Origin of the sequence: Photobacterium sp. Ph5 (genome assembly GCF_022129445.1) — a bacterium.
Classification (GTDB): domain Bacteria; phylum Pseudomonadota; class Gammaproteobacteria; order Enterobacterales; family Vibrionaceae; genus Photobacterium.
Map to the genome: position 1 here is coordinate 1 of NZ_JADQAQ010000037.1, position 24943 is coordinate 24943.

Consider the following 24943-nt stretch of genomic DNA (forward strand, 5'->3'; position numbering starts at 1 on the left):
CTTTGAAAGCCTACCCTAAGCCTAACGGCTTAGGATGAGGCGGACCATATAATTATGTATTTTGTAAAAACCATGATGTCTTATTGCCAGTGTACATGTTGTAAAATCGCGTAACTGATTATTTACCTTGTATAACGCGAGTGAGTTTAGGTGCCATAATTAATGTAATTATGGCAATCATCCCGGTTATAACGCCGATTTCTTTAAATACCACACCATAAATCTCTAACGTTGTATGTGGATCGGTTACACCTTTAGACGCGGCTGTTAATGTCGCAACCCACCCTGCGATAACCGCTGCGGTTGCTGATGTTAAAAACCACATACCCATTGCGAATCCCATCATCCGTTGTGGCACTAACTGGGCTATCATCGCAAGCCCTAATCCTGAGACTAATAGCTCGCCAAGAGATTGTAATAAGTAGCTAAGTATTAACCAATTTGAACTCATTATGCCGTTAGCATCTGCATAATGACTGCCCAAAGTTAATATAAGAAATGCACAGCTACATAACACCATACCTAGAGCGAACTTATACGGCATTGAAAACGTTTCACCCGTTTTGTTGTAAACCATGGCGAGTATTGGGCTACAAATCATGATCCAAAATGGACTGAGTGCTTGAAATTGCTCTGGCTGTACTTCGATACCAAAGATCTTGTGGTGAATATTGTGTATGGCGAAGAAATTTAACGAGGTCGGCATTTGAAAATACAGCACAAAGAAGACAATTCCTTGTAGCATGAGTACGAACGCAACCATCATTTTTGCGCGCTCTAACCCTGTTGTTTGCAATGCTTCTTTAAAATATAACGTCACAATGGTAACACCAACAACAGCAAGGATGAGGTGGGCATAAAAGATGTGTTGCAACAGGTAGGCACTTGCAAAAGCTAATAGCACCGTTCCTATAACAACAAAAAGGTAATTGCGATAATTAATCGGCTTTTTATCTGGCTCTGAACCTATGTCACTGACCAAGCGACGGCTAACAAGAAAATTGGCGATGGTGATCAGTAAACCAATTGAGCTAACGCCAAACGCAACACCATAACCAAGTTGCTGAGATATCCACGGTGTAAGTAATGTTGAGATAAACGAACCGAGGTTAATCGCCATGTAATACATGGTGAATGCACCATCTAGTCGCGGATCATTTTCTTCATATACTTTAGCTAATAAGCTGGATGGATTCGCTTTAAATAGGCCATTACCGATAGTAATAAACCCCATCGCAATAAAAATAAGCTCTTTACTATTAAATTCATCTGAAGCCGAAATACCTAATAGCCCATACCCTACCATGAGTACAATTGCACCTAACACGATGGTACGTTTTGTGCCTATAACTTTATCACCGACCCAGCCACCAATAGCAATAGAACCAAACACCAAGGCTGAAAATGCACCAAACAAGGTAAACGACTCAGCTTCTGACATCGCGAGTACATCGACCAAGTAGACGGTAAGAATGGCTTGCATACCATAAAAACCAAAGCGTTCCCAAAACTCGATTGAAAAAATGAGATAAAACGGCTTGGGTTGTTTAAAAACGTTAAGTTCTGACATGTCTATTCTCTTTATTTTTAGGCATTTTCAGTCACCGTTCCAACATAGTATTCTACTTAGTTAAGCGCTTTTTATGTCACGGCATTATTTTAGATTTTATCTATAGATGACACCTTCACTATAGAACATTCCTGTTTCTCTACCTCGATTCTTAATTATGCGATTTTCGATTTTTTATAGCTCACTATCCTTTCTGTAATTGATTCTGCAACAATAAGTACAGGAATGATTGATGAAGTACTCGACACTTTTTGTGTTATTAGCTTCTTTAGCCTATTCAGGATGTGGTGGTGGAAGTTCTGATGACACAACAAATACAGCGGCTGTTGATACACCAACAGGTGATACTCCTACACTTGATGAGCAACTTCCCACCACACCAGAGGCTGAAACTGATCCTGCGGATGAATCTGAGCCTAAATTTTTAATCAGTGATATATCAAGCGGTTATTACGATAAGCTGTATGACGCTGTAGGTAACGAGTTAACGCTAGATAAAGATCAGGTTTTATCTATGCAAGACACGTTAGTTGATAATGTGTTACCGATTTTGACAGAGGAACAGCAAAATACATTTAACGAGGCTTATAAGGCATTTGAAGACCTCGAAGAAAAGAATGAGGTTGATAAGGTCTTATTCTCCAATAGTATGATTGATGCAATGTTAAGCAATGCTGATAAAGCGACACAAGATAAATACTTCCCTTCTTTTCGTTTATTCCGCAAACAAACACATCACCTGTTCCCTATTTCACGCTTAGGTGATTACAGCTGGCTATTTGAGTTTCTAAATCAGCGTTCTTGGTTAACTCATATTATATTGATCCCACCAGAAACGACTGACGATTATACTGCGACTTGCCGTGAAAATGATGTGCCTATTCCACCCGATTGGGGTTCTGATTTATGGGTACATCAAGGCACAGCAACCACTGATTTTCTTGCCAGCCGAAGAACCGAAGTTTATGCCTATGAAGATCCTGATGTCGCCGGAGCGTGTATGGCATTACCTCGTTGGAGGTTAGGTGCTTCAGGCAGTGAATATATACAATTTCTTGGTATCATTTGCCAAAGCAAAACCACGGGTAAAGCGTGTTTTTGGGATAATATTAGTAAAGAAACAGGCGGAAGAATTACAGGAGGTGAAGATTTAACCTTTAAAATTTCGGATATTCAAAATGGTGATAACCTCGCTGAAAATTGTACTGACTGCCATAGGGGTAAGAACGTTTTCTTAATTCACCCTGATACTCCAATTGATATTTCAGATGATTACGATATTGATCCCAATGTCCGATATCAACCTCTATCCGCCCAAGGGTGGACAAATCCACCTGCCTTTGCCGAACTTGGCGATGGTGCGTGCGCGAGTTGCCATGAGATCGGTGGTATATCCTTTGAATATTGCAATACAGTATTAAGAAATGCAGCTAATCAAACTATGCCCGGTACTGCTATTTCTCCAGATCCTGTTGGTTGGGTTGGAAACGGTTCGTTCTACGGTACACATATTCAAGCGATGATTGATGCTGGATGCCCAGAGTAAATAGACCAATCAGGTACTATAGAGCATTCTGAAGTACCTGATTTTTTCTGTGTTCATATCATCAATAGATAATATTGCCTTAACTATCACAAACTTTTCTATCCCTCGTTTTTTTTATATTTATTGTTCTATTGTTAATACGGTTAATTGTTTGAGGGTAATAAAATGTGTACAGGCATAATTTTAAAAAGCGAAGATGGTGTCACTATTCCAGCTAGAACCATGGAATTCGGTTTTGACATTCTTTCTAATATCGCAATAGTCCCCGCTGGCACTGAAATTCACTCTTTGTCTGGCGACAATAAGCAAACAGGCTTAGTGTATAAAGCTAAATATGGCTTTGGCGGTGCAAACGCCTTAGGACGTAATATCATTGTTGATGGTATTAATGAAAAAGGATTGTACTTTGGCGCATTTTATTTTGCGGGATTTGCTAAGTATTCAGAATTATCTCCAGAGAACCAATCTCAATCCGTATCAAGTGAAGAACTCGGTAACTATATATTAGCAAACTTTGCTACGGTTGAAGATGTCAAACAAGGATTACAACAAATCTCTGTCGTTGGTACATTTATAAAAGAAATTCAAAGCTTTGCCCCGCTTCATTATAGTGTCGTGGATGCGAATGGCGATGCCATTGTTATTGAATATAGCGACAACGGTTTAACTATTTTCGATAATGAAATAGGTGTAATGACAAACCCACCATCTTTTGATTGGCATTTAACGCATATTCGCAATTACATTAACTTATCGCCTGAGAACATGAAACCTGTCACCATTAATGGCATGACCCTTTCTCCTATCAGTCAAGGATCTGGCCTAATGGGGTTACCTGGCGACTATACTTCACCAAGTCGTTTCCTGCGGGCTGCTGCATTTGTTAATTTGTCTATTCCCTCAAGAAATGCAGAAGAAGGCGTTTTTCATGCTTTCCATATCTTAAATGCGTTTGATATTCCCAAAGGCATAGTCAGTGAAGTTTCAGAGCACGGTATCTTTCATGATTACACTGTTTGGACATCTGTGATTGATACCAAAAATAAAGATTATTATTTCCGTACCTATCTCTCTCCACAGCAAATGAAAGTAAATATTGTTGAGGCTTTAAAAGGACTAACCGCTCCTAAAGTGATCGATATGGAATTGACACATACTTACAAAGATCTAACCGGAAATTTTTCACAGAAGTCATAATCTAAAATAGCATTTGGGTTTATTTAAAGAGGCCAATCAATGGCCTCTTTCTAGATACTAAATTAGCCACCGGCTAATTTTACTGTATGTCCTTTCTTCTCAAGATGCGCCTTAATGATATCACGCTTATCACCTTGAATTTCAATATTGCCATCTTTAACTGAACCGCCACAGCCACACACTTTCTTCAACTCGGCAGCAATTAATTTTAATTGGGTATCTTCAACATCCAAGCCCGTTACAATAGAAACACCTTTGCCTTTACGACCTTTAGTTTCACGCTGAATACGGACAATACCATCACCTTTTGGGCGTTTAGGTGCTACTGCTTCTTCTTTAATTCGACCGGTTTCGGTTGAGAAAACTAAACGACTGTTATCATTCATTATGCAATTAGTCTCATTGTTTGCGTGGTTATTGTGAATAAGCTTTCAAGTTCATACATGAACCTTGCTAATTCGCTTTCAGCTAATATTATCAAGAAAAGAACACTAAACGGAACAGCTTATGATTCGGAACGTTATATTTGATTTTGGTGCAGTGTTATTTCAATGGGATCCACAGAAAATAGTAGAAACCTTTACTCAATCTGTAGATGAACAAAATATCCTAATGGAACAAGTACTCGCCCATCCTGATTGGTTAGCGCTTGACCGTGGAACCATGCTATTAGCCGAGGAAATTCCTAAATTCGCAGCGCGTACGGGTATTTCATGCCAACGCATGGAAGATTTTATTAACCATATACAATTAAGTTTGGAAAAAATGCCAGAAACAGAGGCATTATTTTTTAGATTACTAGATAAAAATTACCCTATCTACTACCTAACCAATATGTGTAGTGCCTTTTTTGAAACCTTATACGAAAAGCATCATTTTATTTCATTTTTTGACGGTGGTGTTGTTTCAGGTAAAGAGCTTACTATGAAACCTGAGCCTGAAATCTTTCATCTTCTGTGTCAACGTTATCATCTAAATCCCCATGAATGTCTCTTTATTGATGATCATTATCCTAATATTCAGACAGCTAAATCACTCGGGTTTAATACGGTGCATTTTACGCCAACGCAGGGCTGTATAAGAGAAATAGAAGAAGTACTTGCAATGTTTAACCCTAAAATTCAAGCTTTTTAATTAATTTTAACAATCACTTGAACCAATAAGGATGTATCCAGTCTATTATCAATAGATTATTATTCGTTTCAGGAGTATGTGTGAAAAACATTCTTATCTCTGCAGTACTGTTGCTTGCCTCAGGAACAACTTTTGCCGCCCCACAATGTGATGGAAAATCTATTGTTGGTCCAGTTGAAACTATCAAGGTAAATGATCTTGGTATTAATTACGAAGCTCGTATTGATACAGGTGCAAACACAACATCTATTAATGCTTACAATATCAAAATAGACGGAAAAGCTGAGGAAGATAACAGCAAGCAAACTATGCACGATAACTTAGGGCACAAGATTACTTTCACTACCAAAAATGAATTAGGTCAGGAAGTCACTCATACCGCTAAGATTATTAAAGTAAGTAAAATTCGCAATGCGCAAGGTGTCGAACGTCGTTATGCCGTTGTAATGGATCTGATTTGGAATGGTCAGAGTAAAGCAATTCCTGTTAACTTACGTGATCGTAGTAAATTAAAATACAAACTATTAATTGGTCGAAATTGGCTTGAAGGTGATTACCTTGTAGATGTTACAAAAGCTGATGCTGACGATTAGTTAATAAAACGCAACGATTAAAACAAAGCCTGCTGAATTAGCAGGCTTTGTCGTTTATTGCGTTTTAGATTGTTTCTCGATGACTTTATCAAGGTACTGCTTAATGGATGTTGCATTACCTTTTAATAACTGCCCTCTTAAAAGCAAATACCATTCGTTAGGCTTTCCAGTATCGTTACGCATAATAAAACCACGATAGTTTTCAGATGAAACATTAGATACTGGCTTTGAGGATTGAGATGAGAACTTCTGAGGATGAATGAATGTACTCATGTCTAACCACCAATCAACACTTTTTTTTATTTCAGTCAGTGTGCCGCTGATAGGATTACCTTTGATTGCTGATTTCCATTCGTTGGTAACGCCCGTTGTATTTTCAATAGTATATCCACGGTGAAAAATCCGTTTTTTCATACTGTTGATCCTTGTTTTACTTTAAGTCCAACATCATGATAACAAGGTTATCATTTGTTAATAAATGCGGATTAATTTAACCATGATGTTTTATTAATGACTAGTATTTTAATGTTATTAAAGCGGCTTATGTTTAAAGTTTGCATGCTTTGTTCATTATCTAGTGTTATAATTTGTTTAAAACATAAAGTTATAGTGCATTAGGTGCTGAGTTATGGCTAAGAAAGTTCCAGTTATTGATTGTGATGAAAAACGCGCCACTAGTATTGTAGAATTTAGCCACGTGGCAGATAGTATTAGCATTTGGCAATCACTCACGCATCGAAGCTATGCAGAAAATACGCTGGTTGCATTTAAAAATGATTGGAACCACTTTTTAATTTTCTGTGAAACAAACAAAGTATTGCCACTGCCAGCATCAGCTGAAACGGTTCACCGTTTTATTGAAAAAATGGCAGAGTCACGTAAATTAGCTAGCCTTAAACGTTACATTGTCACCATTGGGCTTGTTCATAAATGTCATGCTTTACCTAATCCATGCCAGAGCCAAGAAATTAAGCTCGCCATGCACAAGCAACGATTAGATAAACACGATGATTACACTCATGCACAAGGCTTTAGAGATAACCATTTACAGGCATTACTTGATACCTTTGCTCTCTCCACAAAACCCAAAGATGTGCGTGATATGGCTATTTGGGCTATTACCTTCGAGGCGATGTTAAAACGTTCTGAAGTTGCAGCACTTAGAATTGACGACATTGAAATAGAAAATTCGGGCTTAATCAACATCACTGTGAAGGATCGCATTATTGCACTTAGTGATTTAGCCTCGAAAGCTGTTCAACGCTGGTTAACGCTTGGCATGATTATGGACAGCTTTGTATTTAGACGTATTGATAGACACAGTAACATTGGCGATAAACCGCTGGATCCCTCATCTATTTATCGTGTGTTCCGTCGTGCAAGCCAAGAATTAGAGTTACCGGCAGATGTGATTTTTTCTGGTCAATCCCCTCGTGTTGGTGCAAGTCAAGATTTAGCCGACTCTGGTCTATCTATTAGTCAAATTCAACATCAAGGACGTTGGCGTAGTCCTGCTATGCCCGCGCAATATATAGGCCAACGCGGTAAACGTGACAGTGAATTAAAGAAATTTGCGAAAAAAAACACCAATAAATAATCATCCACCAGCAAAAAAGCCCATAAACCACCAGCTCTGAAGCTTAAAGTCTATGGGCTTTCGTGTTAGCAGTGAGTACGTTACTTGACTGCGTTTTTGATCGCTTGCTCAATAAAATCAGCAAATTTATGACCATGATGCTCGAGCATTTTCGGGAACATCGAAATTGGTGTCATACCTGGGAAAGTATTGATTTCATTTAATAGGATTTCGTTATCTTCGCTTAGGAAGAAATCAATACGAGATAAATCCTTCAGCTTCATTTGTACAAACGCTTTACGTGCAAAGCCACAAATTGCGTCAATTTGTTCTGCCGTTAAGTTTTCTGCTTCAACCATAGTGGTTGATACGCTATCTGCACTGTATTTCTCTTCGTAGCTATAAAACTTATCTGTTGGACAGGACACTTCACCCGGCTTAGTGATAATTAATTCGTTACCATATTGATAAGCCGCAATTTCTAATTCACGTGGGCGAATGGCTTTTTCTATAAGCACTTGATCTGAATAGCCAAATGCATTGTTAACTGCATCAGTTAATTCTTGCTCTGTCGTTACACAGTAACAACCAACTGAAGACCCCTGACAAGCAGCCTTAACAAACACTTTGCCCCACTTAGAAAACGCGTCACGTGCTTCTTGATGTGCTGCATCATCATTTTCACTAAGGAAAACGTAAGGTGTATTAGGAATATTTAACGCGTCAAACCACAGCTTTGTTGTGATCTTATTAAAGCAATTTGTACTTGCTTCTGCGCCACAACCTAAGAAAGGTAGACCAGCGAGTGTCAGTAAAGATTGCAGGTCGCCCGTTTCACCAGGGAAACCATGAACACAAGGAATAACGTAATCGATCACAACTTCTTGATCGCCAACAATCAATGTTTTATCTAAGTTTAACTCACAAGGACGATTTTCTGCATCTAACCAACCGTCATTTTTAGTCATCTCAACACGAGTATAAGTAACACCGCTGATCGTTTTTAGCTGCTCTTCAATAAAGTTTGCTGACACGAGAGAAACTTCATGCTCAGCGCTACCGCCACCGCATAATAATAAAACATGGATAGAACTCATCATCATCCCTTGTAAACGCCGTTAGCTTTCAATGTTGCTAACGTGAAATAATTAATAACTTTGATACAAATAAAACCAATGCAAATCGTCAAAGTCTGTGTGAATAACATAGTAATCAAAAAAATCGATACTGTGCACCCTCTGTTATCGCTAATCATGATTTATTTTAAATTTGCTCGTTACTTGCTTAGTAAATCAACGCTTCTAACGCTGTACTAACATATGCATACAATGTATCTGCTGAATTTCTGATAATAAAAAAGTCATTTACCGTGATAAATGACTTTTTAACCATACAATCTGTTATCTCAAATGATTAACGAATACGTTCTAATGTTGGATATTGTGTTGCTTCAATATCTGAAAGATTACGAACAAATGCGCCAGAGTTAACCAGTTTTTGAGGCATTGCAGCCAGTGCCGCTTTTGCCGTTTCATAGTCACTGTAATGACCATATAACAAGGTATAAACACTGCTGCCATTTATCTTCTTATCATTTAACCATGCGGGTTGATCCGCTGGTAACTGACTTAAATAAGGTTTGAATTCATTTGCTTCACGCATAGCTAATAGTTGAATGCTAAATCCTTTAACTGCTGTAGTTTTCTCTCCTACTGCCGTTTCTTCAGTGGTAGTCTCTTGATTAACCGCATTTTGTGTATCATCGATAGGCTGTGTTGCTTCTTTCGTTTGTTGCTTTTCAGCTTCTACCTTTGGCGTGCTTTCAGCCATTTTTTCTGTCGCTTGCTCGACCGTTGTTGTTACTGCCGTTGCTGCTGTCGTCTCTACATCATTTTCATGTTGTGTATTTTCGACAGCACGTTGCGCTGAAACTTGATGATCTTCACCTACGATATCAACCATATCACTGGGTTCTTGAACCTGATCTGCGTGTGCTACTTTTTGAGTTGGCTCTGTTGCTGTTGCTGTTGTATCTGTATCTTGAGTCGTTGTCACTGCGGGCTCAACAGAAGGTGTTGTTTCTGTTGGGAGTTGTTTTTCACTAATGGCAACCGAATCACTTGATAAATATAAAGGTTCAGACACGACACTAGCATCGACTTCCGCTACGGTATCGATAGGCTTCATGGTCTCTTTCACCATGGGTTTATTAATTGTTTCAACTGGCGCTTGAGTGTGAGGTGTAGACATACAGCCAGTCAGTGCAGCTAGCATGCTGATAGTGAAGATTTTTTTCATAATTGGATTTAGACCTAACGGAAAGTGTCGCGACAACATTAACAGTATTTTGCCGTGCCTTTATTCACCAATCAACTATAACCTTACGTTAGATCAAACATCATCAATATATGCTAGCGTGTTCACGTTCTCACTGGGCTTAAGACAACGTAAACTATGGATAATCTTATTATTACATTTTTTCCTTAGGAGTCATCATGGCAGATCCCCATATTAAATGCGAACTTGATGGGTTGGATAAACTAACGGTCATACTTTATCGTTCTGCATTAACGGTTGCAGCACTTATCATGGCCATTATTGGATACGAAACACTACAAGCTACTCCTTTCTTAGTTATTGTTGCACTATTAGCTTCAACAACTGTCCACATTTATGACAAACGCTTCCGTTGGTTAATTCAAGGTGCAGGATTATTTGCTGCTATTTGGCTTATTGCTGATTTATGGCAACCATTAGCATTAGGTGCAGCTTTATTTGTATTTAGTGCACTTTCAGTCAAAGAATACTTTTGTTTTCAAATTAAAGCGCTACTACTTACTCCTGTAGTTCTGGCTGGCTTTTGGTTCTGCTTAATTTTAAATGTTCCTGCTGGCGTTATTGCTTGTGCAATGCTTGGCGCAATCTTATTAGGCGTAGCTGCATTTAGTAAGTGGCGTATGCCGTTACATTTTGATATTGGTGATAAAACGCGTTACCAAGTATAAATTCTTCTTACTTATTGAATAAAAACAAAAAAGAGATCGTTATGATCTCTTTTTTATTATTGCTTAACCAATTTTCGAGTATATTTCTGTTCGTACATACTCTTATCCGCAATTTCAAGCGCATTTTTAGCACCATGCTCTAATGTGGCAATGCCATATGAAAAACTCAGATATAACTCCTGAGTGGAAAAATGCTCTTCAATACCACGACGTATTTTTTCCATTCTTTTATTAACAATATCAATATTTTGACTATCAAAAAGCACTATGAACTCATCACCACCGAAACGAATCATTATATCGTTCTCACGCAACATGGCTTTCATGGTATAAGCGAAGTCACGTAGCACCTCATCACCTTTGCTATGTCCGTGGAGGTCATTGATAGGCTTAAATCCATCAAGATCGATAAACACCAATCGTTGATGCTCCCTGATATAACTTGATTCTAAGTACTCTTTTTGAAAACACCCCGTCAAACTATCAATAGAAATTTTACCGTTATCTTCATAAACACTGCAAATAACAAAGTCTTTACCGAAGTGAGTCAATTTTTGGCGGTAAGTATGAAAAAGCTGATTACCACTCTCTGTTTCTACCGTTTCATTCGATGTGATAAAACAACTATCGCCATTAAGTAACTCTTGATCAAGGGCTAAACAAGTTCGATAGTCAGGAAATATTCGACATACATCTTCAACAGGTACATCAACTAAATCCATATTAAGATAATCAATATGTTTTTGATTGTTATAAATCGCATTACCTTGATTATCACGAATAATGACAAAGGCATCACAGGTACTAATCAGTGATGACATCAGTAAAGAAGGCGCACTATTACAGTTTTCTAAGATCTCTTTATAGTTCTCGTTGATCCTTTGTTGCTCTGCATAAACATCAAAACTATTGGGACTCACACCGATAATATTATAGTGATCAATTTGCGTTAGCTTTTCTATTGCTGCTCTTACTTCTAGTGGGCTTTTAGCGCGATTAAGATCATAGATAGCCTGATCAAGTGCTAGGCATAAAGACTGTTGCCCTTTTTCATTAACTGGCAAGGACTTTGTAGGTTGTAGTTTATCTACATGTAACGGTTTTGAAAAATAAAAACCTTGGTATTCCATCTCTCCAAACTGCTTTAGCAAATTCAATTGTTCAAAGGTTTCTATTCCTTCAACGATGATTCTTTTGCCTAATACTTTAGCTATTTTTTCATAAGTTGTTCTAACTAAAGAATATGCGACATAGCTTTGATCTATATTCTCAATCAGTTTTCTATCTAATTTAATGTAATCGACATCAAGATGAAGCAACATCTCACTATTGATATAGCCTTTGCCATAATCATCCAGTGCAAAACTCACACCGACTGCTCTTAGTTCAGCAATTGCCGCTTGAATTTGACGAAAATCATGACACGTATCATGGTTCGTTAATTCTAATATAATATTTTTATCAACAGCGAAGATTTCTTTACATTGCTCAATAAAATCATCGTTAATCAAGCTGTTAATTGAAATATTAATCGCAATACTTATCTTTGACGCACAGTAATGCACTGCACGTTGCTCAAGTACCTTACGAATAACCATAAGATCAAAACTCACCGTATCTTCTATAGAGTAGACATAGTTTTGAATATTAATCGATTGTTCGGTAGCACATAGTAGCGCTTCATAAGATGAGATTTCGCCGTTGATATATCTGGGTTGATAGTGGAAAGTAAAGTTAGATAGCATAAATATTATTATTCTTTTCTTATTTTATGAGAAAGTAGAATAATTCAACAACTAAAAATACGCCAACCGAAACTGTAACAAAAATTAAATAAAAACAACAAGATACCAAAAAAGGAATACCCATGTAACACGCCGAGCAAATTGCCCAATTTTCTAGGCTAATATCAATATTTAGTAACCTGCTTTATTATAACTTATTAATAATTTATTGCGGTTAGATCACAGCTCTTTGGCAAGGTTTTCCATCTTATCTGATTCAGGTTTATTCTATAAAGAAAGAGTTTATCTATTAACTATAAGGGTTATCAATCATGGATGGGATGAGACGCTTACTCAAACCAAAATCAATTACTGTTGTTGGCGCATCTGATAATCCTTTACGTGCCGGTAATGTGGTTATTCGTAATCTATTATCCGGTCAGTTCCGCGGTCCTATCATGCCTGTCACGCCAAAATATGATGCGGTCGCAGGTATCCTTGCTTATCCCGATATTGCTAGCCTACCCAGAGTCCCCGACTTGGCCATTGTATGTACTCGAGCTGAGTTAAATATTGATATTGTTGAACAACTGGGGAAAAAAGGAGTTAAAGCAGCCATCATTCTTGCCGCTGGCATGAATCATTCACAATTAAATCCAGCCCCTTTTACTCCCTGCCAGCTACCAAGCCTTGAAGATCAAATGTTGGCGAAAGCCAAAGAATACGGAATGCGATTAATCGGTCCTAACAGTATGGGTTTGATCTTACCATGGTTAAACTTAAACGCATCATTTTCTCCTATTAGTGCTAATAAAGGAAATATTGCCTTTATTTCTCAATCTGCTGCAGTATGTACCACTATTTTAGATTGGGCAAAAAATAAGAGTATTGGATTCTCTACTTTTTTGTCACTCGGTGATGCCTGTGACATTAACTTTGCTGAGTTATTAGATTCCTTGTGCCAAGATTCTAAAACAGAAGCAATTTTGCTTTATATTGATTCAGTAAAAGATGCACGACGCTTTATGTCTGCCGCTAGGGCTGCAGCACGTAACCGCCGAATATTGGTATTAAAAAGTGGCCGTACCCAAGCGGGCAGCTCTGCTGCGCATATCCATACCGGCGGTGATATTGGTTTAGATGCGGTTTATGATGCTGCGATTAGACGATCTGGTATGTTACGGGTAAATAATACTCATGAACTGTTTGCAGCGGTTGAAACACTTGCTCACTCAGTACCATTACGAGGTGAGCGCTTAGCGATTTTAACCAACGGTGGTGGGCCAGCAATTATGGCTGTTGATGCGCTTTCTGATCGCGGTGGAAAGCTTGCCCAACTCAGTCCTGAAACAACTAATCGACTTTCCGCTGTTTTACCCTCATGTTGGTCTCACTCTAACCCTATTGATATTATTGGCGACGCTGATATAACGCGTTACCAACAGGCGATTAAGATCCTATTAGACAGTGATGATTTTGATGCTTTATTAATCATGCACAGCCCATCTGCGATTGCGCCCGATACAGCAACCGCAAATGCACTTGTTGAGACTCTCCACCAGCATCCTCGCACTAAACGATTTAATATTTTGACTAATTGGGCGGGTGAAAATGAAGCAGCAATAGCCAGAAAAACATTTACTGAAGCGGGTTTTCCAGCCTATCGCACACCTGAAAGTGCGGTCTCAGCTTTCATGCATTTAGTCGAATACCGACGTAACCAAAAGCAACTGATGGAAACGCCAACTTCTATTGGCTATGACAATCATAACTCACATCAAGTCCATGAATTAGTGAATATGATGCTGACAAATAATATTCATCATTTAGAAACGCATGAAGCTCGCCCAATTTTAGAATGTTATGGCTTTAATACCCTTCCGACATGGATTGCACTTGATGCCGTAGAAGCCGTTCATATTGCTGAGCAAATCGGTTATCCCGTAGCGGTTAAGCTACGTTCTCCAGATATACGACATAAATCAGAAATACATGGTGTTGTGCTTCATCTACGCACCGCAGCAGAAGTTGAAACCGCAGCGCAAGCTATCTTTGATAGAGCGGCGATGCTTTACCCTACTGCACGTATTGATGGATTGTTAGTACAACGTATGGCTGATCGTTCTGGCGCTCAAGAATTGCGGATCGATGTACACAATGATCCAATCTTTGGCCCTGTGATCTTAATGGGGGAAGATAATGCCCATTGGGATATCCACCGTGACGCTGCTGTCGGTATCCCACCGTTAAATATGGCGCTAGCTCGTTATATGGTGATCAATGCACTAAAAACAGGAAAAATCAAACAGCGCAGTGCGTTAGAGAAAATAGACATTCCAGCCTTATGTAATTTACTGGTTAAGATCTCACAATTGATCATCGATTGCCCTGAGATCAAAGCCCTTAATATCCATCCATTATTAATCAGCGGTAGTGATCTAACTGTGTTAGATGCTTCTATGGATATTCAATCTTTCTGTGGCGATAAACAAAAACGCCTCGCAATACGTCCTTATCCTAAAGAGTACGAAGAAAGTTGTGTGCTCAAAAATGGTCAAACCTTGTTATTGCGCCCTATTTTGCCTGAAGATGAACCGTTACATAAAACCTTTATGTCTAAAGTTTCGGTTGAAGATCTTTATAAGCGCTTTTTCTCTGATGTCGGTGAACTAAACCATGAAGCACTCGCTAAGTTTACGCAAATAGATTACGACCGTGAGATGGCTTTCGTTGCCGTTGCCCCGAATGCCAATATCAACCCAGATACAAATAAGAAAGAAGACATTGTTTTAGGTGTGGCTCGGGCGTTATCCGATCCTAAAAACCATGATGCAGAGTTTGCGATTCTAGTACGCTCGGATATGAAAGGATTAGGGCTTGGCAGTATCTTAATGGACAAGTTAGTGAGATACAGTAAACAACGTGGATTACAATATTTAACAGGAATGACGATGCCATCTAATCGTGGGATGATCCATCTTGCAGAGAAAGTCGGTTTTAGTATTGATGTACAACTAGAAGATGGCATTGTTGAAATGCTACTTCCACTTACTGACAAAAAAGATAGCTAATCTCCGAGGCAGCTATTCGATGCAATCATCAAATTGCTGCCTTTTTAATTTTATTGCTTATATTAAGAATCTACCGTCAGACCTTAAATTGACGAATTATATGATGCATTTGAGCAGATAAATCAGATAATTCTTGTGTAGATTTTACAGTTTCATTAACACTTTGAGCACTTTGCTGAGAAATCACATTTACAGCTTCCATATTTCGATTGATTTCTTCTGTTGTTGTACTTTGTTCTTCTGATGCATTAGCACTTTGAGTATTCATATCATTAATATTTGCGATAGATTCACTAATCACACGAAAAGCATCGCTTGATTTGGTCGCATTCACAACACTTTCTTTCACAAAAATATTGCTCTTATCCATGCTGCCTACTAACTCATTAGTGCCAAGCTGTACTTTTTCGATTAATGTTTGAATTTCAGTGGTTGAGTCTTGCGTGCGTTTAGCCAATTCTCTTACTTCGTCTGCAACAACCGCAAAACCTCGCCCCTGATCACCCGCTCGAGCAGCTTCAATCGCTGCATTAAGCGCTAGCAAATTCGTTTGATCGGCAATAGCACGAATAACATCTAAAATGCCGCCAATATTTTCAGTTTCATGTACCAACTCACTCAAGCGCACTGAAGTAAGGTTTATCTCTTCGTCAAGTTGATGAATACTTTCAATCGTTCCATTTACAATAACGATCCCCGATTGAGCTTCATTATTCGCTTCGTTAGCAAACTGTGCGGCAGAAAAGGCATTCTGCGCAACTTCTTGTACCGACATCGACATTTGATTCATAGCAACTGCTACTTCATCAGTCATTTGTTGCTGCTCTTTCACACCTTGGCTTGTTTGGGTCGTAATAGTCATTAAATTATCAGAAGCATTACCAAGCTGGTTACTCGCATTGTTCATTTTAATAATGATCTTTTTTAGACTATCTGCCGTGGTTTGCAAGGCTGTCAATAATACGCCAATCTCGTTATTTCCACTTGGTTGAATGTGAATCGCTAAGTTACCATTAGCCAGCTCTTTTGCAGCATCAACTGCACGCCCTATTGGTCCTGTTATCGTTTTAGAAATCGCGATACCAACGGTAAATGCTAATATTGCAGCAATGATCCCTCCCCAAATAATCACTTTGACTGCTAAATCCGCAGCATTCTCTGCCGAGATTTTACGTTGTTGCATTAAATCTTTTTCGACAGTAATAATATCATTAACCCGAGTGCGGAGTTCGTCCATATAGATCTTGCCTTTCTTACGTGCAAGCTCTTGATATAAATCATCCATTACCTTGTAATTACGTTCGTTTTTTATCAACCTAATTGCAACTTCCGCGTAATTATTAATCCAAGCATTAACATTATCAGCTTCAAAATCGTTAGTTCGAAAGAGTTTATCTAACTCTTTTTTACTTGCGTAATATGGTTCTAGGTATAATTCATTTTTATTAATAATGTAACCGCGCAAACCCGTTTCCATATTAATTAACGCTTGTAATATATCAGGGCTTTGATAACCAAAGTGACGATCTTCCACTTCTATTCGGATCTTATCCATCAACTGTTTACCTAAGCCTGACTTTAACAGTTCATTGATTTCACTAGTTGCATACTCGCCACTTTGAATATCTTTTCGTAATGTAATAATCTTTTCTGCATAGTTTTGCCAGCTTGTTGCACCGCTTGCAACTTTATCAAACCTCTTTTGTTGTGCTGGGTTGTCACTAGTTAACTGCTTAACAATATTTAAATTTTCATTAAAGTCTGCTTTACCACTCACGTAAGGCTCTAAATAATCTGGCTGCCCTCCAATAGCAAAACCACGCAACCCTGTTTCTTGATCAACCATCGCGCTAACAAGCGCATTCGCATGGTCTATTACTTTATAAGTATGCTCTACTTTTTTTGATGTTTTCTCCATTGTACTAATCGCACTCCATACAATGGTAAATAAAATCCCGAGTAATAATATGACGAAACCATTACCTATCAGTAATTTAGTCCTTATTGAAAAATTGGAGATATCCATAATTTACTAGCCTTTAATTATTGAGCAATAATGGCAGATAGGGCGGTAATCACTTCGATGATCGCCTAACTTCCCGAGTCTAAAACCTTACTTATTATAGGCAATTAGTTGCATTTGATTAATAAATCATGGAGATTTGTTTTATATCTGAGAATATTAAAAATATTGATAAGATTAATTTTAACTAGTTAGCATATTTATCTAATAACGTCGCCTCATACACTATAATTATCACTTTAAAGACAGTTAACTGGAATATGTGAGGTGTTACTGTGCATATCTATCTACACACTGAGGAATATAAGCCACATCATTATTTATATTTACTCGCCACTATCATTGTTTTTTTGTTTCTAGCACATAATGCTTATGCAGGAACCACTAAAAATATTGGTACTAACATTCCTGTTGATGATCAATACGGATTAGCACTTGAACCTGCTCCAACAATCACTTATCGCTTTTTACCATCAAAGACTGGAGAACAACAGGTAGAACAATTTATTGAGCAATCCCCTGTACTTGAAACGATTAAGCAACTTAGCCAACGCCGTTTTATTTTCTCACCCAGTTTACTGATTGTATTCGGATCTGAAGATGGCCCACTGTTTGATCCTGTGACAAATTCAATCCATATTCCCTATCAATTCGTCATTGAAGCCCGTCAACGATTTAAAAACAAAGGTTTGATTAGCAATCAACGAGAGCTTAATCAAGCAACAGAAGATACGTTATTACATACGTTGCTACATGAAATTGGTCATGCTTATATTACCGATAGAGCTATACCTATTTTGGGTAAAGAAGAAGATTCCGTTGATAACTTTGCGACGATTCTTTTACTGAACGATATTGCTCGGGGAGATGAAATAGCGATGAATTCTGCCGACTTATTTGCATTAGAAGATCTAGAAATTGATAGCTTTGATGATGCTGATTTCGTCAGCGAACACAGTTTAGACTTACAACGTTACTATAATATCTTATGTTTAGTGTATGGTAGTAACCCTAATCGTTATCAACGTATTTTTGACGAGTTACCGGTATCTGAACGCCAACTTCAAAAAGAACGTTGTCCTGAATACTTTTCTGTTATTAATCAAGGCTGGCAGCATTATCTTGCAGAATAACAACGATCAAGCTGACCTGAAATGATATGTTTAGTGCAGCTCTAAATTTAAAGCTATAAATAACCTAAATATGACAAAGTAAAAAACTATCACTTTACTATAAGGCTATAATCTTTAATATCAATAACATGATAACGATTTACATAGTGTCTCTACTTTATGGATGAATTTGTGTTCTATGTCGAATGACAGTAAAAAAGATAATAATGCAGAACAAGACTTGCACACAATTCAGGACGATCATCCGAAAGCGGTTTCGCGCCCTAAGCGATTCCGCCGCTTTATTTTTTGGACTCTTTTACTCTTTACAACACTTCCTCCGGTTCTACTTTCTATCTGGCTAAACAGTAAAGGGATCCATCTAAACAATGTTTCAGGCTTACATTTCAAGCATGGGATCACTGCGAAGAAAATTTCCGTCAGTATTAACGACACTAATTTAGAATTTGAAAACTTATCTCTTCAACGTCGTCGAGATAAAACAAGTGGTGATATCTCTTATCACGTAGTCGCAACAAAAACCTTGCTAGAGCTTCCCCCTGCAGCAAAATCAATGCTGAAAGATAACAACGTACAACTTAACTATATTCATTTTTACGATGCTGATTTCAAATTTACTCATTTTGAGACACCCTTTCGTTTTTCAGCTCATGCCCGAAAAGTAACTGCATCAGCACTACATACTAACAGTGTTAGTGGTTGGCCCAACGCAATTCAGATCCTAGAAGATGTTAACGTAAACTTTAATAGTGATCCTAATATCGCTTTATCTGGCACAGTAAAACATGGCGTGATCACCTTGTTTTTTCCTAATTACAACCCTTCTCCTCATTATCGTCTGCCGTTCAATGACGGGGATTTTTCTATTGCATGGAAAAAAGATTCAACACCACTGAAAATACACATTGGCTCTTTAGTTCCAGAGTGGGAAACCTTGTACTCCATTTTAGAAAAGCAGATCATTACTAAACTTGGGTTTTCCATTGACTTCCACCAGCCAATGGATTCAATGGTCTTAACTACAAATAAATTCCACATTGAAGAACCTAAGTATTTACCTCAATTTGTAGAACGTGCGGATATTGATAACAAGGGTTACCACTTAGGGCAAACCATTGCCAACCTAGCTCAATTACCCATGCATAAATTTAAAGTAAAATCATTTACTTATGGAGATTTAATTCTAGATGCGAAAGTGGTGTTAGAAACGCCACTCACCAATGCTGACGGTACTGTCACCCCCAGACCAAAAAAGAAAAAGGTTAAAACAAAAAAGACACTGATCACTCAGAAACAAATTGATAAGCAAAACGCAGCCAATAAAGCTAAACAGCAAGCAAAAGATCTCAATATCAAAGAGGAAACACGAACAAAAGCAAAGTTTATTGTACGTGGTAAGGCTCTTGCGCCAAACCCTTACGATCTTGATGTTACTATACGTCACCTCACGAAAATCGATGCTCGTGTGCATACGAATTTAACACGCAGCGATGGTAACAAACTCGACTGTGATTCTATTATTATTTTTAAACAGCCATTACCTAAGTACTTAAATTGTAATGCAAACTTTAAAGACACCAAAGAGTTTACTGATCGAATAGGATTGACTGATCTACCTGACGCAAAAATTAATGGGCCATTACGTTTTTGGGCAAATCAAACGACAGCACCGACTGACGCGCCCAAAAACCGTAGTATGTTAATTAACAATAAACTGGCTACTGCTTATTATGATGTAGGTTTCGAATTACCTGAATCTTTCGAGATCTCTCTTAACAAATACGCACTTCCTGCTGGTTTATTCAAGAAAGCCGATGCAAAGCAACCACAGAATAAACAATTAGCTGATGTTCAAATGATCAGTGATGGTAAGATTGATTTTAACGTCAATTTCTACGATCAACTTTTACGCGTCATATTAAAAGATGACAGCGAAAAAATTAGCTTTGTTAATAAAAGAACACAATCTGCGGTCCATTTAGACTTTAAAGAACTTAACTGCCTTTACCCAAACCTGCAATGTCATATCAATGCAGAAATAGAGGCTAAAGCTCATAAGATCTATCCTATGCCAAATAGCTTAATTAAAGACTTTAGTTTTCGGACGAAAATGGTGGCAACGTGGGCAAACAACCTGTTGGTTGCAAAAATGGGTAACAACAATATTTCTATGATGAATGTTGATGTGAAAAGTATTCCAAGCTTACAAAAAAGCCAAAGTAAAAACATTAACTTCCACTTAGACTCGTTAGTTGGGCTATATACTCAAAATAAACAAGCAACGGTTGGTACATTTACCATTTATCAGCCAGCAGAAACAAAAGCCTCACTAAATTCTGAGTTTGTAGTAAATCGTCAAGAAGAAGCTAAACTCAATAACTATTCAGATCCATCGTTGAGTCGTTATCGCGCAGATTTAGGTATTAATATCAATAACTTTTATCTCAGCAAAGATCTGAAGCTAACAGCTAACGAGCAAGTTGCTAAAACAAACATGGAAGAAAATCTTAAGTCTGACGATACCACCTCATCATCAAAAACTTGGAATTCCCAACAATACAACAATAGACCGCCTTATAAAAAAGGAATTAGCTATCATATCGAAACACAACTGAGAGGTAATATTGCGTTAGTAACAGCGATATCACAACCAGATCACCGTACTACATCCAATTTTATTGTGCCTTTACGTCAAGAGTTCAATAACACCAACACACGGGTTGTCACTGACAATACTGAAGATAACAACACACTGATTAGTCAAGATGAGCCATTAAAGCCACTGATGATTAAATCGGATTACAATATTGTGTTAAGTGGTCAACGTAACCAATTAAAGCTTGGTAAAATTTATAGTGATGGTCATATCCAATTACTGGGTAAAGAGCTGACTATTAATAGCCAGTTTAAAAACAGTAATCAGGCTTTATTTGCGGATATTGATTTACAGTCTAATTTTGATACTGGTAACTCCCATGTTAAGTTACAACGTCACACATTCAACTTTACGCCAGAGCAAGATCTCAAAAACTACTACATTCCAATCTTACCTATTGATTTAAATATTACTCAAGGTCAATTAACCACTAGTGCCGATATTAATATAAATAAAAACGCACAAATTACTGGCTCAATTGAACTATCAAGCAAAGGCATTACAGGTGCGTATGAAAGCTATCGCTTTGGTAACGTTCATAGCAATGTACAATTAGCGCTCATTGCTTCTAATGTGAAAACACAATCACCTCTGGAAATCTCAGCCGATTATCTTGATGTTGGTATTCCGATGTCAAACCCTCGTTTTGTTGCTGATTTTGATACAGCAAAACAGTATTACCATATTGAACATGGCTCAACTGAACTTTATGGCGGTAATGTCACTATTACACCACTCACTATCAATAGCCTTAGTAATATTAAAGAAGTTCCCTTGAAGATAACGGGAATTGATTTAACACGGGTTATGGCGATTGCCGATCAAGACAATATAGAGCTAACAGGTAAGGTGGATGGCGTTATTCCTATTGCGCTTGAAAATGGCAGTATCGTGATACGCAACGCTTCGCTCGATACCCGTAAACCCGGTGGCGTTTTGCGCTATATTGAAGGATCAAGCATCGATAAAAAAATTAAAGAAGCAGATGTGTTAAGTCCGCTCAATATTGCAAAGGTATTAGAAAATTACCATTATAATAGTATTGCTCTTGCCTTTGATTACGCTAAAAATGGTGATCTTTCATTAACAACAAAAATAAAAGGTCAAAATCCAGACTTCCAAAATGGGCGACCAATCCACTTAAACATCAACTTAAATGACAATATCCCTAAATTATTACGCTCAAAAGATATGATTTATTCATCACATTTAGTGGCTAAAATTAAACAACAACTTGGCATTCAAGAATAAGAAGACAAATATCACTTATGACTACATCTAAAAAACATTGCCAAAATCACATCGATAAACCCTCTTCTCATGGTCAAATTTCAACAGTGAAAGCCGCTTTTCTATTGTTAGGTCTTTCGAGTAGTATTGCAATCAGTGGCTGTACACCAAAGGTTGAGATTGCGCTTTCAGAAGAGCCCATTATTATTAATCTTAATATCAATATAAAACATGAAATCAATGTTAAAGCCGATCGTGAAATTAATGAGTTATTCAATGACAAAGATATATTTTAAATTCGTTCTGAGTGTACTGACAGGGCTACTGCTATTATCGTCAGTGGCTCATGCATTAACGTTACAACAAGCTAAACAACAAGGGTTGATTGGTGAAGCGAATAATGGGTATGTTGCAAGTGTGCAACCTACGCCTTCCCCCTCATTAATGGCTTTAATTAATTCTGTGAATAACAAACGCCAACAAGGCTACTTACAAATCAGCAAAAAGAATAATCTATCATTAGATGAAGTGAGTAGCATGGCACAAAAAAAAGCGGTTAAGAAAACCTTACCAGGACACTACTTTCAAACTAAAACAGGGGCTTGGGTTAAAAAATAAACATTACTAATGTTAAGTTTTCCTTAACCCCACACTCAGATGATCTAACTCTTAACGGTCTAATAATGAGCGTATAATTTTATTAATTATAATTAAATTTTTCGCTATTATGCCAATCATTGATAACTTTAAGCGTCTACGACCGATAGATGCAATCTTTATATGTACTGCATTATTATGTTTACTCCCTATCATAAGTTCGCCAATCGCTTTAATTCTTGGTTTCCTACTTGCCAGTTTTGGTTTAGTTCCTTCACAATTTAATATTGCCGCCCTGACTAAAAAACTTTTATCTTATTCCATTATTGGTTTGGGCTTTGGCATCCACTTAAACGAAGCGATTGAAGCAAGCCGCGCAGGATTAGGATTAATCATTTGCTCCATTTTCTTTACACTTCTTTTGGGTTGGGTTGTTACCCACTTTTTATCACTTGATAAGAAAACAGGTCATTTAATTGCTTCTGGTACTGCTATTTGTGGCGGTAGTGCTATTGCAGCAGTTTCCCCTGCTATTAATGCAAAAGACGAACAAACATCACTCGCCTTAGCAACTGTGTTTGTTTTAAATGCTGTTGCGCTATTTGTATTCCCAGCAATTGGCCACTTATTAGAAATGAGCCAGCATGCATTCGGTACATGGGCAGCAATTGCTATTCATGATACTTCATCTGTCGTCGGTGCCGCAGGATCTTACGGGGATGAAGCATTAAAAACAGCAACAACATTAAAGTTAGCACGAGCATTATGGATCATCCCCGTCGCTTTTATTAGTGCACTACTATTTAAAGGTAATAGTAAAAAGATCGCCGTTCCTTACTTTATCGTTTTGTATTGTGTTGCTATCTTAATCGCACACTTTTTACCGCAGTTTCAATCTGTTTATGATGTGATTTTTGCAGCCTCTAAGCGTTTGCTGGTAGTGTGTTTATTCTTAATTGGCTCAGGGATCACGGTTAATAAGTTACGAAACGCAGGACCGAAACCAATGTTGTTAGGCGTTTTACTCTGGCTTGCTATTGGTAGTGCATCCCTAATTTATATTGAAATGTTTATTCCTTAACTTTTCGCTATTGTCTACACAAAGAGCCAGACATATATGTCTGGCTCTTTGTTTTTATACGCAGACTGGCAGCCTTGAGTATTACATTTCTATAATTGGACGCCACATCTCTTCTACTTCTGCTTCTGACGGTATACCACTATGCTCGATTTTTTTTACCACTCGACAGGGATTACCTACAGCAACAGAGTCTGCAGGAATATCTTTCGTTACAATACTACCTGCACCAATAACGCTTCTATCACCAATCGTAACACCATCTAATATTATGGCTCCCGCCCCTATCCATACATTATCACCAATAGTAATAGGATTAGCCGCAGCAATAGGCAATACTCTTTCAGCAATGTCTAATGGATGACCAGCAGTACTAATAATGACATTCGGTCCAATTTGAACAAACTCGCCAAACATCACTGGAGCTATATCCAAAATTTTAACGCCAGCATTAATAAATCCCCCGCGTTTAAAATGAATATTCTTACCCATATCACAATAAAATGGTGAAAGAATCGTAACACCATTTACCGAACCTAATAGCTCAGACAAAATACGATGATATTTTTCTTCTTCTGATGGTCGAGCATGGTTAAAGTCATACAGCTTTTCTTTAACACTTTGCTGAAAATGAACGAGTTCTGGGTTAATAGGTAAATGTACGGAGAAATCTGATAGTTTGCTGCTCATCCTTTGCCTCTAATACCAATACACACTTCAATATAAGAAATAAAGTATCAGATAACGCAGCAGTTATATCCAATAGGAAACACAGTTAAACTGATAAAGCGGCAATCATTTTGCCGCTTC

At 37.9% G+C, this 24943-nt stretch carries 20 protein-coding genes; 12 read left to right on the top strand and 8 right to left on the bottom strand.

The genetic code is table 11. The features are described from left to right. Positions 1 to 118 precede the first annotated feature (118 nt). Positions 119 to 1570: a dipeptide/tripeptide permease DtpA gene (dtpA, locus tag I3259_RS14150; protein ID WP_238030199.1), complete on the bottom strand. Its 1452-nt coding sequence runs from the start codon at positions 1568 to 1570 to the stop codon at positions 119 to 121. Positions 1571 to 1802: 232 nt separating this feature from the next. On the opposite strand from dtpA, the gene I3259_RS14155 reads away from it, so the two are divergent. Continuing rightward, positions 1803 to 3116 (top strand): hypothetical protein, encoded by a 1314-nt coding sequence (locus I3259_RS14155; RefSeq protein WP_238030200.1) that lies wholly within the window; start codon positions 1803 to 1805, stop codon positions 3114 to 3116. 165 nt (positions 3117 to 3281) lie between these two features. Continuing rightward, on the top strand, positions 3282 to 4313 hold the full coding sequence (locus I3259_RS14160; protein WP_238030201.1) for a choloylglycine hydrolase family protein: 1032 nt from the start codon (positions 3282 to 3284) through the stop codon (positions 4311 to 4313). A 62-nt stretch (positions 4314 to 4375) separates the two neighbouring features. On the opposite strand, the gene yciH is transcribed toward I3259_RS14160, so the two are convergent. Beyond that, positions 4376 to 4699 carry a stress response translation initiation inhibitor YciH gene (yciH, locus tag I3259_RS14165; RefSeq protein WP_238030202.1) on the bottom strand — a complete coding sequence of 108 codons (324 nt, stop codon included), beginning with the start codon at positions 4697 to 4699 and terminating at the stop codon, positions 4376 to 4378. Between the two features lie 121 nt (positions 4700 to 4820). Between yciH and I3259_RS14170 the strand changes: the two genes are divergently transcribed. Beyond that, on the top strand, positions 4821 to 5447 hold the full coding sequence (locus I3259_RS14170; RefSeq protein WP_238030203.1) for an HAD family phosphatase: 627 nt from the start codon (positions 4821 to 4823) through the stop codon (positions 5445 to 5447). Positions 5448 to 5527: 80 nt separating this feature from the next. Next, positions 5528 to 6040, top strand: a complete 513-nt coding sequence (locus I3259_RS14175) for a RimK/LysX family protein (protein WP_238030204.1) — start codon at positions 5528 to 5530, stop codon at positions 6038 to 6040. 54 nt (positions 6041 to 6094) lie between these two features. Here I3259_RS14175 and I3259_RS14180 read toward each other — a convergent pair whose 3' ends face one another. Next, positions 6095 to 6454: a DUF3319 domain-containing protein gene (locus I3259_RS14180; RefSeq protein ID WP_238030205.1), complete on the bottom strand. Its 360-nt coding sequence runs from the start codon at positions 6452 to 6454 to the stop codon at positions 6095 to 6097. 214 nt (positions 6455 to 6668) lie between these two features. Between I3259_RS14180 and I3259_RS14185 the strand changes: the two genes are divergently transcribed. Beyond that, positions 6669 to 7637, top strand: a complete 969-nt coding sequence (locus I3259_RS14185) for a tyrosine-type recombinase/integrase (protein WP_238030206.1) — start codon at positions 6669 to 6671, stop codon at positions 7635 to 7637. Between the two features lie 80 nt (positions 7638 to 7717). On the opposite strand, the gene I3259_RS14190 is transcribed toward I3259_RS14185, so the two are convergent. Together I3259_RS14190 and I3259_RS14195 are read right to left on the bottom strand one after the other, a co-directional pair. Next, positions 7718 to 8713: a D-alanine--D-alanine ligase gene (locus I3259_RS14190; protein ID WP_238030207.1), complete on the bottom strand. Its 996-nt coding sequence runs from the start codon at positions 8711 to 8713 to the stop codon at positions 7718 to 7720. Positions 8714 to 9029: 316 nt separating this feature from the next. Then, positions 9030 to 9914 carry an SPOR domain-containing protein gene (locus tag I3259_RS14195; protein ID WP_238030208.1) on the bottom strand — a complete coding sequence of 295 codons (885 nt, stop codon included), beginning with the start codon at positions 9912 to 9914 and terminating at the stop codon, positions 9030 to 9032. Positions 9915 to 10111: 197 nt separating this feature from the next. On the opposite strand from I3259_RS14195, the gene I3259_RS14200 reads away from it, so the two are divergent. Further along, on the top strand, positions 10112 to 10621 hold the full coding sequence (locus I3259_RS14200) for a hypothetical protein (RefSeq protein WP_238030209.1): 510 nt from the start codon (positions 10112 to 10114) through the stop codon (positions 10619 to 10621). 56 nt (positions 10622 to 10677) lie between these two features. Here I3259_RS14200 and I3259_RS14205 read toward each other — a convergent pair whose 3' ends face one another. Continuing rightward, positions 10678 to 12366 carry a GGDEF domain-containing protein gene (locus I3259_RS14205; protein ID WP_238030210.1) on the bottom strand — a complete coding sequence of 563 codons (1689 nt, stop codon included), beginning with the start codon at positions 12364 to 12366 and terminating at the stop codon, positions 10678 to 10680. Between the two features lie 311 nt (positions 12367 to 12677). On the opposite strand from I3259_RS14205, the gene I3259_RS14210 reads away from it, so the two are divergent. Next, the gene (locus I3259_RS14210) at positions 12678 to 15416 is read left to right on the top strand and encodes a bifunctional acetate--CoA ligase family protein/GNAT family N-acetyltransferase (RefSeq protein ID WP_238030211.1); all 2739 of its coding nucleotides are present in this window, start codon (positions 12678 to 12680) and stop codon (positions 15414 to 15416) included. 76 nt (positions 15417 to 15492) lie between these two features. On the opposite strand, the gene I3259_RS14215 is transcribed toward I3259_RS14210, so the two are convergent. Continuing rightward, positions 15493 to 17442 (bottom strand): CHASE3 domain-containing protein, encoded by a 1950-nt coding sequence (locus I3259_RS14215; protein WP_238030212.1) that lies wholly within the window; start codon positions 17440 to 17442, stop codon positions 15493 to 15495. A 272-nt stretch (positions 17443 to 17714) separates the two neighbouring features. Here I3259_RS14215 and I3259_RS14220 point away from each other — a divergent pair, with 272 nt between their 5' ends. The 5 genes from I3259_RS14220 (at position 17715) to I3259_RS14240 (ending at position 24136) form a co-directional block, all read left to right on the top strand. Next, a complete protein-coding gene (locus I3259_RS14220) occupies positions 17715 to 18572 on the top strand; it encodes a DUF4344 domain-containing metallopeptidase (protein WP_238030213.1) in 858 nt (285 codons plus the stop codon). 178 nt (positions 18573 to 18750) lie between these two features. Next, entirely contained in the window at positions 18751 to 22479 is a 3729-nt protein-coding gene (locus I3259_RS14225; RefSeq protein WP_238030214.1) for a YdbH domain-containing protein, read from the top strand. Between the two features lie 17 nt (positions 22480 to 22496). After that, positions 22497 to 22754 (top strand): YnbE family lipoprotein, encoded by a 258-nt coding sequence (locus I3259_RS14230; RefSeq protein WP_238030215.1) that lies wholly within the window; start codon positions 22497 to 22499, stop codon positions 22752 to 22754. After that, a complete protein-coding gene (locus tag I3259_RS14235; protein ID WP_238030216.1) occupies positions 22735 to 23076 on the top strand; it encodes a YdbL family protein in 342 nt (113 codons plus the stop codon). Before I3259_RS14230 ends, I3259_RS14235 begins: the two co-directional genes overlap by 20 nt. Positions 23077 to 23185: 109 nt before the next feature. Continuing rightward, positions 23186 to 24136, top strand: coding sequence for a putative sulfate exporter family transporter (locus I3259_RS14240; RefSeq protein ID WP_238030217.1), 951 nt, complete (start codon positions 23186 to 23188; stop codon positions 24134 to 24136). 81 nt (positions 24137 to 24217) lie between these two features. Here the strand turns inward: I3259_RS14240 and I3259_RS14245 are convergent, their stop codons facing one another. Continuing rightward, a complete protein-coding gene (locus I3259_RS14245; RefSeq protein WP_238030218.1) occupies positions 24218 to 24823 on the bottom strand; it encodes a sugar O-acetyltransferase in 606 nt (201 codons plus the stop codon). Positions 24824 to 24943 lie beyond the last annotated feature (120 nt).